A 15,413-nucleotide genomic window follows, 5' to 3' on the forward strand; every position below is an offset into this window, starting at 1 on the left:
CCGGGCGGCACCGAAGGTGAAAGATCCGCGGAATCCGGGCTTGAGAAAGAGGCTAAAGGCCCTGACGGCGAAACACCGCCGGAACAGTCAAAATCAATAAACACAGAGACAGCCCACCAAGAACAGGACATTCCTCCGACCGAAGAGGCAGAGGACAGCGACAATCAACAACAACATTTGGGCGGCACCGAAGGCGAAAGGTCCACTGAATCCAGGCTTGAGAAAGAGGCTAAAGGTCCTGACGGCGAAATACCGCCGGCACAGTCAAAGGTAAACACCGAGACACCCCCCAAAAAGCAGGATATTCCTCCGACCGAAGAGGCAGAGGACAGCGACAATCAACAACATCTGGGCGGCACCGAAGGTGAAAGGTCCGCTGAATTCGGGTTTGAGAAAGAGGCTAAAGGCCCTGACGGCAAAACTCCGCCTGAACAGTCAAAATCAATAAACACAGAGACACCCCCCAAAAAGCAGGACATTCCTCCGACCGAAGAGGCAGAGGACAGCGACAATCAACAACAACATCTGGGCGACACCGACGGTGAAAGATCCGCGGAATCCGGGCTTGAGAAAGAGGCTAAAGGCCCTGACGGCGAAACTCCGCCGGAACAGTCAAAGGTAAACACCGAGACACCCCCCAAAAAGCAGGACATTCCTCCAACCGAAGAGGCAGAGGACAGCGACAATCAACAACATCTGGGCGGCACCGAAGGTGAAAAATCCGCTGAATCCGGGCTTGAGAAAGAGGCTAAAGGCCCTGACGGCGAAACTCCGCCGGAACAGTCAAAGGTAAACACCGAGACACCCCCCAAAAAGCAGGATACTCCTCCGACCGTAGAGGCAGAGGACAGCGACAATCAACAACATCCGGGCGGCACCGACGGTGAAAGATCCGCTGAATCCGGGCTTGAGAAAGAGACTAAAGGCTCTGACGGCGAAATACCGCCGGCACAGTCAAAGGTAAATACCGAGACCCCCCCAAAAAAGCAGGATATTCCTCCGACCGAAGAGGCAGAGGACAGCGACAATCAACAACAACATCTGGGCGACACCGACGGTGAAAGATCCGCTGAATCCGGGCTTGAGAAAGAGGCTAAAGGCCCTGACGGCGAAACTCCGCCGGAACAGTCAAAGGTAAACACCGAGACAGCCCCCAAAAAGCAGGACATTCCTCCGACCGAAGAGACAGAGGATAGCGACACTCAACAACAACATCCGGGCGGCACCGAAGGTGAAAGATCCGCGGAATTCGGGCTTGAGAAAGAGCTAGCGGACACTGACGACAAAATTCGAACAGAACCACCAGAACAACAAAAAGGCGAAACTGTACCGCCGGTTGAACCCTCACTGCCACCTCAAACACCCCCAACCTCAGAGGTTGAACTGGCCTCCGGGATCTCAAAACCGCTGAGTTTCGATAACTGCCAGATCACCTACTCGGTTGAACTTGCTCCATCTCTTGATACGCAAGCACCTGAGTTTGTTTCAAGAGTTATGATTTCGATGAAAGACTGCGATTTCAATGCGTCTGTTCATCCACCCTTAAGGTCAGCTGAAGCGTTAACCAAAGGCATTACCTTATCTCAAACGGTTCAGGCATTAATGTCTGATTCATTTTTTCAGGCTCTATCAGGGGATAACGAGAAAACCTTTCAGGTTTCTATAGAAGTAGCTCCGTCAACCGGCCTGGTTCATAAAGCTCCTGTTAAGATTGCAAAATTTTCTGCATCTGTGAACGGAGTTATTCTTGATTCAGTCGTTTGCAGAGCCTTAGCTGACTCAACGTTTATCGTCGACTCAGCACCTGTTAATCACGTAAGTACCCCATTACTCCTGACTGATAGCTCATCCCAGTACTGCTATTCACCTTTGGGTACAACAGCTATTGAAATCAGGTCGCTACCTGAAGAGCAGGTTTGCAGAGCTAGCGATCAGGAACTGACTCTGGATCTTGATGGCTATGCGCTTGCTGCACAAACCAAACCCGCTGACATTCAACCAGAGTTGGGAGATACAATTGAGCTGTACACTGTTCTTGATTCTCAACCAGTTATTGACTCTCAACCTGGAGTGCTCCAACCACAGTCTGTTGATCAATCCGAAATTCCTGCGGCAAATGCAACAACATCCATTGATTATGTGTCACTTAAAACGACAGAGCTGCCCCCTGTAGAACAGGCAGAAGAATCTGATGACTCTTGCTCTGAAAATCCACCAGAAGATACTGATCTTTCGGTTGAGGATACACCTGCTGCAGCCACTGAATCTGATGCAGTAAACTACCTTCCTTCAAGCGCTGCGGGAATACTGTCTCAGCCTTCTTATCTGCCCGTCAGTGAGCCGAAGACCTACAACCTCCGAAAGACTGAGGCAGGCTTTGAGCTGTGCTTTACTCCTCAGGAACAAGGAACACCCGTAACGCCCGGGAGCCTCGCCCGGTACGATGAAAACCAGTCAGAAGAAATATGCCTGATTGTCGAACAAACTAGCGACTTCCCTGATAACCTGAGAAGCCTGTTATCAGACGATACAAGCCGTGTATTAAATCGTGATGATTCGGTCTGCAGAACCGCAGTTACTCTTAACGAACTGCTTTGCCGACCGTTGGGAAGCAATGCTTCTATTGATGCACTGGCTTCTCCACACTATGTACCACTGTGGCCAACGAAACCTCTGATCAGTGGTGGTTCTGAAGATGCCAGCGAAACACCCGCTGAACCGTTAGAGCCCACCGTTCAAGAGAAAGAACTACAGCTACAGGATGCTCCTCCGACCGAAAAAAGCGATAAACCCGACGCTCAACAACAGCTGGACGACACTGGCAAAGAACAAACTGCTGCATCCGATCTTGGGAAAGAATCTAAAGGTCCTGACGGCGAAACTCCACCGGAACCGTCAGAGCTAATAGATCCAGAGAAAGAACCGCAGCCACAGGATGCTCCTCCGTCCGAAATTCTTGCGGTGAATGCAACAACATCCATTGATTATGTGTCACTTAAAACGACAGATCTGCCCCTTGTAGAACAAGCAGAAGAATCTGATGACACTTGCTCTGAAAATCCACCAGAAGGTACTGACCTTTCGGTTGAGGGTACACCTGCTGCAGCCGCTGAACCTGATGCAATAAACTACCTTCCTTCAAGCTCTGCGGGAGTATTGTCTCAGCCTTCTTATCTGCCCGTCAGTGAGCCGCAGACCTACAACCTCCGAAAGACTGAGGCAGGCTTTGAACTGTGCTTTACTCCTCAGGAACAAGGAACATCCGTAACGCCCGGGAGCCTCGCCCGGTACGACGAAAACCAGTCAGAAGAAATATGCCTGATTGTCGAACAAACCAGCGACTTCCCTGATAACCTGAGAAGCCTGTTATCAGACGATACAAGCCGTGTATTAAATCGTGATGATTCGGTCTGCAGAACCGCAGTTACTCTGAACGAACTGCTTTGCCGGCCGTTGGGAAGTAACGCTTCTATCGATGCAACAAGCTCCCCTCACTATCTGCCATTGCAGATAACTGAATCACCGATTCAAGCACTGTCAGAAGAAGGTATTGACGGGGCTTGTTCGACAGAAGACGACCCAAAAACAGCTGCTGATGGTATTTTTGAAGCAGAACAGCGAACAGAAGACAGCGACAAATCCATTCCACCAAAAGTTGATGGCGCCGATGAAATTGCAATCACCGATCCTGATGAGGTTAGCTGCCAACCATTAAGCACTGGCCCCCTTCAAACAGGTACGCTCTCGCCTCCTTACTTAGCTGTCACTAAGCCTCAGGCATACAGCCTCCGAGAGACTGAAACTGGCTTTGAGCTGTGCTTCTTCAGCCAGGAGAAGGGAGCAGACACGGCTACCGAAAGCCTGACGATTTATGATGACACTGAGCCAAAAGAGCTGTGTCTGGTTTATGATCAGAATGCTTTCAACCATCCTGCTGATCTTCGAAGCCTGATAACAGACAATATCAGCCCTATATTTAAACTGGATGACTCAATCTGCAGAACAACGACAGCACTGAATGAGTTGCTCTGTGAACCATTAAGAGCCAACGCATCCATTGATGCACTGGCCCTTCCTCACTATGTACCACTGTGGCCAACGAAACCTCTGATCAGCAGTGGTTCTGAAGATGCCAGCAAAACCTGTCAGATAGAAGCGACCTCGGAAACCACACTGGAACAAAGCACACTAGAAGTGCCTGTCATCACTGACATTGCTAATGAGCCTCAGATTCGTAAAGTTCAACCAGAGTCTATCTCTCATCACATTGATGATAAAACCGGCAACGCTGTATTCGAATTCAACTACTCCGAACCTCTTAGCTGGTCAACAGTCGACTCAGGAAACACATCACCCGAGCTTCTGTTCACTATGGATGACACGACATACAGAGCCCCGCTGTCATCAATGACCGATCACCAGCTTGCATTCAGCACTCAGGTAAGTACTGCAAACACAGGTCTCTCAAGGTTATGCCTGAGTCATATTGATCTGCACGAACACTCGATGTCAGGTGAAGGCACTGATTCTATAGTGCCCGTTATATCCGGAAACTGTCAGGTGCTGCTCAACAACTCTGACTGGCCCACCGTTATAAGTGTTGAGAAGTATCATTTACAAGACCACGCGGTTCTTTTCTACAGCATGCCTATTGGTCAGGAGTGGGACATCAGTCTGTCGAGCCCTGACGATACGGTCAAGCTGAGCACACACGATGGCTTTAATGACAACCCTGAGCCACTGGCCAGTACTCTGGGCAAAGTTACTCAAAAAGAAGGCTCAATTGAAGCCCAGCTCTCATTTTCCGGCATCAAACCATTAACTGTCGCCAGTAACTGGCTATCGCTGGAGGCCTCACATGATCATGTCAAATACTCACAGCAGTATGAATTAGGGCATAATCTACCCAGCCATTTCTACCGGTTCGATCGCTGGAGTAGCATCAATAGTGGCAGCATTGACTCAATGACCTTCAGGTATACCATTGACAATACACTGACGGCAGAGAGACCAGTGACGGGTATTTCTCTTGACAGCCATCATGCCATCAACGGCCTGTCTCTATCGCTTGATGGTGGCGGCATCAGTAATGACGCCATCAGTGAGGTGTTGAGTAAAACCACCGATTTTACCGTCTGCAGCTGGTTATCAACCACCGTTGCAGGCAGCAGTATTGACGACCCTAAGGTCAACCCTGCGCTGTTGGGTGACAGTCATTTCCCTGCACTGCATCTGTTCTCAATAGACAGTACCGGCCGAGTGGGCATTGCTATTAACAATATCTACGGTATGAAAAGCAATGCACCAGTCAATGATGGCAGTCTCCATCATATTTGTATGACCTCATACGGCGAACATTCAATCAATCGAACCTGGTCTAAAACCCAGATGTACGTTGATGGCCAACTTCAGAAGAGCAATCCTGTCGATGTCACTCGATATGATGAAGACATGACTGACCTCACGTCAGACATTGACCCGCTGGACCTGTTCCGCACTCGTACCAATACTTTGGGGTCGGTGATTGATGGTCAGTCAGAGAATCTATTTACTGGTCACATAGATAACTTCAATATTTCACCAATAAGAAGAAACAGCGCCAGTATTGCCGAGGAATATACCCAGAGCGGGCACCTGTTACTGGACCATGACACCCCCATACCTTTGGGAACGGCATTCTCACATCTGCATACTGAGCTGCCCAACCAACTGGATGATTTATATCTATCATTCAAAGGTCTGCGCCGTTTTGAAGGTCCGATTGCCAATTTTGAGTGTGAATACCGTTCAGAAGGCGAGACCTATACCGTTGATTTCTCGCACGGTGAAGCCAAAGAACTGAATTTCCTTGATATCGACTCCTTTGAAACAATGGTCTGCAGCTCTGCCGATAGCGATATTCAGCAAGCCGTTATCCGAATTGATAAACATCTCGAAAACCTTAACTCAGAAGGAAACCCAGCGGCCCTTCTTCACTTAACCAAAACTGCACCTATCACAACCACTCAAATACCGTTTCATACCGGTTCAGAGCAGCAGGGTATAGACGACATCAGTGATACCACGCCAACTACAGATTTCTTTATTGCCGAGTCAGGAAGCCACCAGATTAATACCGGTATTGATGACATCACTGTTCTGGATAATTTGTCAGCACTGGCTAAATCTCTGCAAGGCAGTTCCGACCTCTGTCTTCATGAGGTACTGTGTCAATCATTGTCAATCAGCCCAACGGACGACAAGTTGCTCACGTTTGAATTCAACAGTTTGGAACTCAACGAGAATGACCAGACTGAAGCACGATCTTCTGAAATACAGTCTTCTGAAACACTGTCAATTGAAACTCTGACCAGCCACCAGCCCATTTTAATCAGCATGCACCACGATACCATCGAGTTCGACCCGGTCATGTGTCAAAACAGCTGAACGACAAAACGCGCTCAATATCCGTGACTGATATTGAGCGCGCTTTTGTGTGACAGTGTTTAGGATAGGTTTGCCAGACGTCGGTCAATGGCTTGCAGGCTGATGAAACTCGATGACATTACCATCCGGATCCCTGATAAAGAAAAACCGGGCGCCATTAAATTCAACCTCACCTGTGACTGTAAAACCCAGTGTCTGGACATCGTGTTTGGCTGCATTGTAATCAGTGATTTCAAGGGCAATGTGTGTATAACCCGGGTATTTCACATCACCTTCCATGAGTACATTTTTCTTGGGGGCATCTTCAGAGGCATTTAAAATAAGGTTGATATTAATGCCAGACGGGTGTTCAACAATGGCCACAGGTTCAGGGCCTACCGGACCAGCAAGAAATACGAAACCTAATTTACCATAGAATTCGCGAGAGACTTCCAGGCTTCTAACTCTCAGCCCTACATGATTGATTCGGCTAATTTCTTTCATTACATTCCTTCGAAAATGATTCGGTCATGACTGGATAATAAACAGTAGCAACCAGCTAACATCAATGCTGTACACAACACTGTCTTTGATTTTTACCGACTATTTCAAATCAAAGCAATATCTGGGAGCCTGCGAATCAACTCGGCAGTGACATAGACTCATTTTTTAGCCTGATGCACTTTTGAATCGCTTGTTGCTTGCATTATCAATGGCTGCAAGTGCCCCGCCAAATAGCTATTTGATTAAAAAGTTGTTTGAATAAAAGAGAGGCTGCTTGAAAAGAGAGGCAGGGTTTAAACACACTTACAATGGTAGTGATATCTTCTCATGAACGTCGCCCCGGGAGCCTTCTGGTTAGAGAAGGCTCCCGGGGAAACCCCTTAAATTCCAGGCCTGACAGGTATACTGCCTTGTTCGCTTTCTCTATGGAGAAGGCCGTTCACCTTGCCTTTAGCCTCTGAAAAAATCTCACCGGTTGTCGCACCTTCTTTCATAAGTTCCTGCAGTCTGGGGTTACGCTCCATCTCATGGAGAAACGCTGCCCGCTCAGTCAATGATTTGGTGTAATGTGGATCTACTATCACTCTCTCCCGATAGATGCTGTCAGCCGGATATGAATCGTTGACCGGATTAGCATTGATGGTCGAGTGATGCTTTGTGTCGTACAGCATATCCGGTGCTGCAACCGGAGCTAGCGGTGGTAACCAGTTATACACACCATTCGCCGCATAATTCAATCCATAACTGGCAGCATTAAGCGCCAAGGCTCCAACAGCATAGCCTCCCGTCACAGTCAGAAGTGAGACCGCCCACATAGGATTGCTGGCTTTTTTTCCGAACTTGGATCCGGTAAATAGCCTTCCATCCATCAAACGCCCCATAGGTAGGTACCAGGGTTCGTGCTTCATTAAGGTTTCAGATATAGGTCTGACCATATTACTGAAGTAAGCAAAATTGACAATGGAATAAGCTGTGTTAGCAGCTTTCTGTGTGTAGTGAGTCGCCAAATCACTGATGTCATTGACTCGCTCATTGTGCCTGTACATAAACTTTCTATAGCCATAATCCCAAAGAGCCTTTGACTCCAGTGAGTCCAAATACGAAATTCTGGCACCTGAAGCATACCTTAAGCGCTCTTGCGTCAGCTGTTTAACCGCGTTTTCCCACCTGAAGACAGTGGTGCCATTTTTACTTCCCATAGCCCTGATCCGGTCGATATCGGATTCAAACTCGTCAGGTCTGGCAACAGGCTCATTGTTTTCATCCACTTCTTCCCAGCTGTCCAATGCCAGCAACAGCTGTTCATCACCTTCACGCTCACGTTCAAATTCAACTTTTCCTATGACGCCTTGTTCAAAGTCTTTTTCACGCTGAGCCATCAAATTTTGCAGTTGCCACTTGATATCAACGACCGCATCAAACCCTCTAAACGCAGTCGGCAATTGCTTTGTGTAATGGCCGCCATTGGCAAAGTCATGCCAGAAATGGAAGACCGCCAGCGACATAAGTTTTATCGCCATCTCAGGATAGCGCTGTTGCACCATCAAGCTTTTATAAAAGTTGATATAAGGCCAGCTGATAAAGGAAAAGAGCATAGGGCTTGCCTTTGCGGCGTACCATTGCACACCAGGACCCAGTAACTGATCCTGAATACTGTCTATGTTCTTATCCAGCGCAGACTCAGATGATATCCAGCCGTCAGGAAACTGCTTTAAGACAGTCCGCAAAGTCTCTGTCGCAAACAGGGTTGTTTTCATACCACCACTGTACACAATATCCCTGAGCAGATAGAGGTAGGCATAGTTCTTGAACAAGCTACACACATTCAGTGCCACATCACCGACAGCACCGACCATTTCAGGGAAAAAACCCTCAGCATTGCACTGATCAGCAAAAGGCTGGTTATCGATAGCTTCTTGAACAGGAAGTTCTCTATGTCCTTGATCTGGGAGCAAGCGTTCATTCTTTACAGACCTTAAATAACTCTCATCAGTCTGGGCTGCAAAGCTACTGGTTTTAGGGTTGGTCTGGTCACCCTTATGTTTCATTTTCACGACAGCCTGAACTTCGCTATTTCTTCCCCTCTTTCCAGCCTGATTCTGTTGATTATGCGTATTTACCCTAGCTTGGGTACTCTTGCTGTTACCTTCACCTTCCGGGTCGGTAAACGTTTGGACTCGCTGGCTTTGAAAAGTTATACCTACTGTCTGACTTTCAGAATCAAGCTTGGCAAAATCCGCAGTAAACTGCTCTCCAGTGAGAGATTCACCACAACACGTGCTAATCCCAGTAGGCTTCTCCTCCATCTCGGGAGAGCTCGCTATGGAAGACCCTGTACCTAAAGAGCCTGTCGATGGCGAAACTGAATGACTGGCAGACTCTGGCAGATCAGTACTTGGAGCTTGAGTCACACCCAGAGTGTTACCCAACCGCTGACCACCGGCTCCTTCAAACGTTTCAACTGGCGGACTACCTGTTTCTAATGGTGGGCCCAACAGAAGTCCTGACTCTTCCGACTCCTGATCTACCTGCATAACCGGATGAGCTGATGCAGCATTTTCAACACCTTGCAGCACAGGTGTCACAGGTGTTACAGCCTGAAGATCCAGGGATTCTGAATCAGCAGCTGAAACCGCTGAATTCCCTGTTTCAATGGCAGGCGGTTCATCTGACTCTGAAGGTGGGAATCCACCGGTTGATGCCACTAACTCTGTAAGGGGCTGAGGGCTGCTTCCTTGAGGACTACCCTCGGACTCTGCCTGACTGAGGCTTCGAGTCAATGCAGGTGGTGAAACCAGCTCGTCCTTGTGTCCAGCAACATCTGATGTTGATTGAATCGGCTTTATGAGATCTAAAGAAAGTTTCGATCGAGGCTTTCTAGCGGACAGTTCACTGTGTGGATTATCATCCGAGGCTTGAGTGATATATGACCCAGCACGAGATCTCCATGCACTACCTTTAGACGACAATGAGCCACCAATAGATAAATGTGGCCTCCACATCATTCTCAGCTGATCTAATAAAGCCTCCCCCGCAACGCCACCCAACGCCCGAAAAACCGATGGCTCAAGCGCGAGATCTGGTGCAGTAGAAATTTCACCCGCTTCAATTGCCAAAAGCGGAGAGCTGCTTTGCTGCATTAGCCCCAAAAGTAGCTTAACCATGCCCTCTGTCAGCACCATTTTTTCTCCACCACTTTCTGGCTGGTAAGGCACTAATGAAAGGGGACCTGTTGTTTGAGCATCCGTGTCTGTTTTTAACGCAGCTTCAGCCTGCCGGAGAACCTCAATCCAGTCTTCATTAAGAAAGAGTGTCTGCTCCTGCTGGTCAGGGCTGATCTGAATTGGACTAAGACCAAATTCCTTAAGAAGTACGTTTAATCTGACGGCCGATTCATTATCCATTGTCACAGCTGCAAATCCCTGTACAGGCATAGGCATACCTTGCACTTCAAGACTTTCCGGAAGGGCAAGGCTTGTGGAAGGGTTGGCTGATTCAGGCTCTACCATTGAGCGGCTCATATCAATGACAGGGGCGTGATATGGCCCAGCCAATACTGTCGGTGGTGCTTTTGGAATATCAGTAGTCGATGACCCAGATACCACATTAACAACTTCTGGTTTCTGTTCTAACGGAGCTGATTCAGGCGACGCAGAGAAAATTTCATCTGACTGGCTTTCCAGTGACCCTAGAGAGCTTTCCAGTGAACCTAAAGAGCTTTCCCCTTTTGCTCCCAGAGAAGAAAAACCGGAATCCGGGCCTGAGTCAGGCAATAGACTATCAACCCTGCTTTCTTCATTCAGACTGAAAGTGTGCTCCCCTTCCTGAAGAAAATTTTGAGGCGAGGATGACGGAGTATCACTCTCTGCTCCCCATACAGAAACAGTGTTTGGGGAAGCTTGTAGCTCAGATGAAAAAGGAGCCGGAACTTCTTGTCCCTGGAAATCAATACTTTTAACGGGCTGAGATAAGGGCTTTCCATTGCTGTCCGCAGGGTTACTTTCTGCCTCTGAAGGCAGTGAGTAAAAACCTGACTCGGGAGCTGATGTTATTGAAAGACTTTCTTCTTCCGGGTCCACTCCAGCTGCGTCTTCCTGAGTCAGATGATCTGGTGCAGCGGCTAACGTCTCACTGCTTTCAGCAGACCCAATAGCCAATACCGAAGGCTCGGATTGCAATTGTGTTAACAGGTGTGAAAGCTTATCTAATATCTCCTGACTAGCCCAAGGTATTTGCTTACGAGCTGATTCGGAAACTAAATGCCGGGATAACAACTTTAAGGTTTGCGCATCTTTTATCTGAGAAGGTTGGTGCTCTTGAAATACACTCATTAATCTTTCTGTTATTGCCCTCACCAAACTCTGCGGCAGGTAGATCGTTTGAACCGGCTGCTGGCGGTCGATTTCAAGCCCGCTATTTCCAGCCTCCCTGAGATACGAATCCAAAAATATCGCAGCTTCCGTTTCCAGCTGAATTGCCACCATCTCCTGAACAGGTTTGGTTACATAATTCTGATTTGACCATGGCATAATTTCAGAGGACGGTGCTAACGAACCGGGGATTACCACCGTTTCAGGTACAGGTAGCAAAACAGTCCTAATTTTTGTGGGAAATTGCGACTCAGCACTGCGCTCAGGCCTTACGACAGCTATTGCAGTATTTTCAGGAAGTCTCTCTGTAAGGGTAACAGCTTGTTTAACGGGTTCACTGGTAGGCACTGGTGGTGATATTTTCTGTTCTGTACTCTCATCGCTAAACATCCAGCCAGGGATATCCTTCTCTTCAGAGTCAGAGTCCACTTCATCCGCTTTCTGATGCTCTGGTGTCTTTTCAGCAGCAGCTGCGCTTTCCCGTGCCTTTCTTCTGGCTTTCCTATCAAGCGTCGTTTTAATTACATCTCCTAAATCGCCCGTACTCGCTCGAACAACCCTGTCATCCTTCGACAAAGGTTCAGTTCCTGGGTCTATTGCTTCCTCGAAAGAAGTGTCTGACTCTGACGAAGAAAAAGCCGCAACGGTTTTTACAAATTGACTGCGCTCTGATGGCAACCCATCAGAAATCGATTTCCCGCTGTACTTTGCTACCAACTGTACATCATCACCTCTCTCATCAAGCTGCAGTGTCTTATCATGAGATGTTCCTACGGACCCTATTAACCCATAGGTTCTAATTTCTCTGGAGTTAACACTGCCGGAGTTAGACCCTGTTACCGACGAGCCTGAATTAACTGTGTCTGATGATGTAACCGACACGGAATCACTGGCAGACTCCTTTACTTCAACCTTAACGGGTTGAAAAATTTCTGCGGCAATAGAAGCCTGAGAACCTGGCGCATAAAACTGGCTCTCCTCGTTATAAAGAAGGCTCATCGCCAGCTGTACTCGAAATGCCCCAAATTCAGCACCCAAAGCGATATCATCATACAGTCCATCGAAATCTGTAGGTTCGATTGCCTCTGTACTTATGTACTCACTCGTTTTATCTATCGCACGCCTCAACTTAATCATTAAATCGCGGATGGATTCATCTGGTGCGCCAAGCTGGTCAACTACCGAACCTGCAGCCAATATTCGATGATAGTTTTTAGATAATTCATTCAGTTCAAATACTTGTTGATTGAACTCAAAGTGCTGATTGAGTCGACCTTCCCACAGGGATTTCAAAGCCCGATGTGCAACATCAAGATCACCCCTTCCAACTTGTTTCATTGTCCTCAGCAGTTGTCCTGCTTCTGTTGTAACAGGTCCTTCATTATCCAAACCTAAGTAGAGGTAAATATCCCTGGATTTTGTCTGAAGCTTGCCACTAATTTGTTCAGCATGGTCGTGCATTGTCCGTTCTTGAACTTCTGTTAGCGACGTTTCTTCTGATAAACCTTTAAGCTCAAGGATCAACTGATGAACCGGAACAACCTCAGTCATCCAGGTTGACATTGAATCTAGTGCACCACTGGCACCATCAAGTTCATAGGATTCAAGGGCTGGGGCAATCATTTTTCCCATCAAATAATCGTTCGTATCTTTAACGGCCTTCTCGAGGCTATCAAGTGCAAGATACAAGCTCATTGACATCGCTGCATCTCTACTGACAGGGTCTTTCTGAACCAGCTCGTTCATAGCGGATATCAGCATTTCTCTCACTGATCTATCGTCAGCTGTAACTATCTCTGAGTCTTCTTCAGCACCCGCTACAGCGGGCTCAAAAACCGTACGACGCTCATTAACTATTCCCTCAGGTACAGTATCAGTAACCTGAGCGCTCGAATCCGAACCAGGCACCTCGCCTTCCGGCTGATCCATAAATTTCTTTTTGGTGCGTTTTACATGCCCTTCCTTAACTCGGGTTAAAGTTTGATGATGCCGAAGACTTCCTGAAACGATAGAATCAGACTCTAGCCTCTCACCTATACCCTTCACTTTTATAACTGCATCCGCACTCGATTCAAGCCACTGAGTGAGAGAACCAACAATACGCCAATTATTTACCAGGCTTCTCCTAAATGAACCACTGTATTGATCAAGGGTTCGCTGCAGCGCCTCATTCACTGACTGACGATCCAGCTTTAAGCCCGTTATTGGTATCACTGCATGCAATACTTGAATCCAGACAATAGACTCATGATTCACCAGCGATTCTGTAAACAGAATGTCGCCAGCTTCATCCACACGAACGACTTCAAGAGGTGAACCATTACGGGTCAGGGGTTCGATAACAGCATTGTCGGACACCGTTGACTCGACGATGGCCAACTGAACAGGGAGAATAGATTTTGAAGAGGCCAGATCCAGACCCACTGTTAGCTTATAAAGAATCTCTGCGGCTTTATCCAGGTCAGGTCTGACAAGCACAGAGCCAGCTGTTAGCTGATCACTGGCCCCTATTCGTTCATCAACAATAATCAGCTTTTTAGCATGTAAATGTGCAGGCGTATCCACCATAACCTCATGACCAAGCGCCAACTCTTGCAGCCCTTCATAGGGTTTATCTGTTAATTGGGACGTATCCAATCCCTTAAGGTGCTCTACTAAAATGATAAAATCTTTATTCTTCAGGGCGTTAAGACCCTCACCATCAGGGAGGCTTAAATCAGGATGATAGAGAAGTCGCGTTGCACCGGATTCAATATCTCTGTAAAGACCGAATAAAGGCCTACTGTTATATGAAACTTCAACAGCTATTTCATTGCCAGCTTGTTCATCAGGTAACCCCGCATCCGATTTAACATAGGCAGCAACTTTCATCCCGTTTTCTTCAAGAACACCAACTAACTCCATTCCATTGAATTTTCCACCTGCGTATACGTCAATCGAAACGCAAAGAGAAAGAATAGAGATAAAGGCAATTATTTTGTTTTTGTATTTATTCAGTCTTGTCATCAGGGTGAAGGCTATAAAATCAGCCACCTCAAATTTTAATTAGTCACATTCCTTTTTAGCATTCAAATGAGCTTATACAATTCAATAACATTAAAATTATTATTTGTTCACATTTATGTCTTTTTTATTTAACACACCATTAAACCTCATTACTCATCACTCAATTAAAAAAAAACAAATAAAACCCAATTGATTCAATAAAATAAAAGCAAATTACTTTTTCAGTTTTATTCAAAATACAAATACTGTTCAGTAATTTAGATAAATAACTTTTTTTGATAGAGCACCATTAAATTCTTTTTTTAGTACTCATGTTTTACTCCACTTTTCTCTGAGCCAAACTATCACGATGCTTTCGAAGAAATAGATTTTCAGAATGATAATCTATCAATCATGAATTACAATAAATTGTCACATCGATAATTAATCATTAGTATCGTGACTATTTCCGACTCAAGGTAACCCAGTAATGGCCAGACCCAGCCTTACCAGGCAACGAACTGAAGAGATACTGGATGCTCTGGAACTGTGCATTCTCGAGAAAGGCATACAGGCCTGCTCATTGGAATATATTGCTGAAACTGCTCAGATGAAACGTACTATTCTGAGGCATTACATAGGCAATCGTGACGATATTATCTCTGCTCTCAGCCATCGCTGGAGAAAGAAATTCACTGAGGACTGGCAACAGATTCTGGCCTGGATGCCAAGTAACAATCAGGCTCTAGCCCTTGTCGACACTTTGTTTTCATCCAGATCCCCCGACTACATCAAGCGTATTTTGATTTCAGAGGCTCTATTTTCCGAAGCCAGGCGATTGCCCGCAATCAAGGAAGACCAGAAAAACATCATCAGTGAGTCCCTTGGCTATATCAGTCAGATACTTAACCAGCAGTACCCGGAGGCAGACCTGAATGCTCTTTCATTGGTCGCCAGCGGCATTCATGCCAACTATATTCTGTCTGAAAGTTTGCTGCCACTTGGCATGATGGACGAGATCTTTCAACTGAAGAACAGCAGTCTGTTGCTGATGTCCACTCTTGATAGCGACAGCACTCTTTATCGATAAATTTTCTATTTGACAATTTATACCGAGACTGAATACACTTTAACCTTCAGTCTCGGTAT

Annotated in this window: 4 protein-coding genes; 2 read left to right on the top strand and 2 right to left on the bottom strand. The window is 46.8% G+C overall.

The annotated features are described in order from the left end of the window. The coding region (locus EOPP23_RS18150) for a hypothetical protein (protein WP_194842669.1) at positions 1-6,426 on the top strand (6,426 nt) is incomplete at its 5' end. Between the two features lie 84 nt (positions 6,427-6,510). On the opposite strand, the gene EOPP23_RS18155 is transcribed toward EOPP23_RS18150, so the two are convergent. Together EOPP23_RS18155 and EOPP23_RS18160 are read right to left on the bottom strand one after the other, a co-directional pair. Further along, the gene (locus EOPP23_RS18155; protein ID WP_153767415.1) at positions 6,511-6,909 is read right to left on the bottom strand and encodes a VOC family protein; all 399 of its coding nucleotides are present in this window, start codon (positions 6,907-6,909) and stop codon (positions 6,511-6,513) included. Between the two features lie 380 nt (positions 6,910-7,289). Beyond that, positions 7,290-14,183 (bottom strand): hypothetical protein, encoded by a 6,894-nt coding sequence (locus tag EOPP23_RS18160; protein ID WP_153767416.1) that lies wholly within the window; start codon positions 14,181-14,183, stop codon positions 7,290-7,292. Positions 14,184-14,754: 571 nt separating this feature from the next. On the opposite strand from EOPP23_RS18160, the gene EOPP23_RS18165 reads away from it, so the two are divergent. Further along, entirely contained in the window at positions 14,755-15,354 is a 600-nt protein-coding gene (locus EOPP23_RS18165) for a TetR/AcrR family transcriptional regulator (protein ID WP_153767417.1), read from the top strand. Positions 15,355-15,413: the final 59 nt, after the last annotated feature.

The sequence above is a fragment of the Endozoicomonas sp. OPT23 genome (assembly GCF_009653635.1).
Taxonomy (GTDB): domain Bacteria; phylum Pseudomonadota; class Gammaproteobacteria; order Pseudomonadales; family Endozoicomonadaceae; genus Endozoicomonas_A.

Bases quoted from the DNA above. Each gene is read 5' to 3' on its own strand.
- EOPP23_RS18165 (WP_153767417.1), top strand. From the start codon at position 14,755: ATGGCCAGACCCAGCCTTACCAGGCAACGAACTGAAGAGATACTGGAT.
- EOPP23_RS18160 (WP_153767416.1), bottom strand. From the start codon at position 14,183: ATGGAGTTAGTTGGTGTTCTTGAAGAAAACGGGATGAAAGTTGCTGCC.
- EOPP23_RS18155 (WP_153767415.1), bottom strand. From the start codon at position 6,909: ATGAAAGAAATTAGCCGAATCAATCATGTAGGGCTGAGAGTTAGAAGC.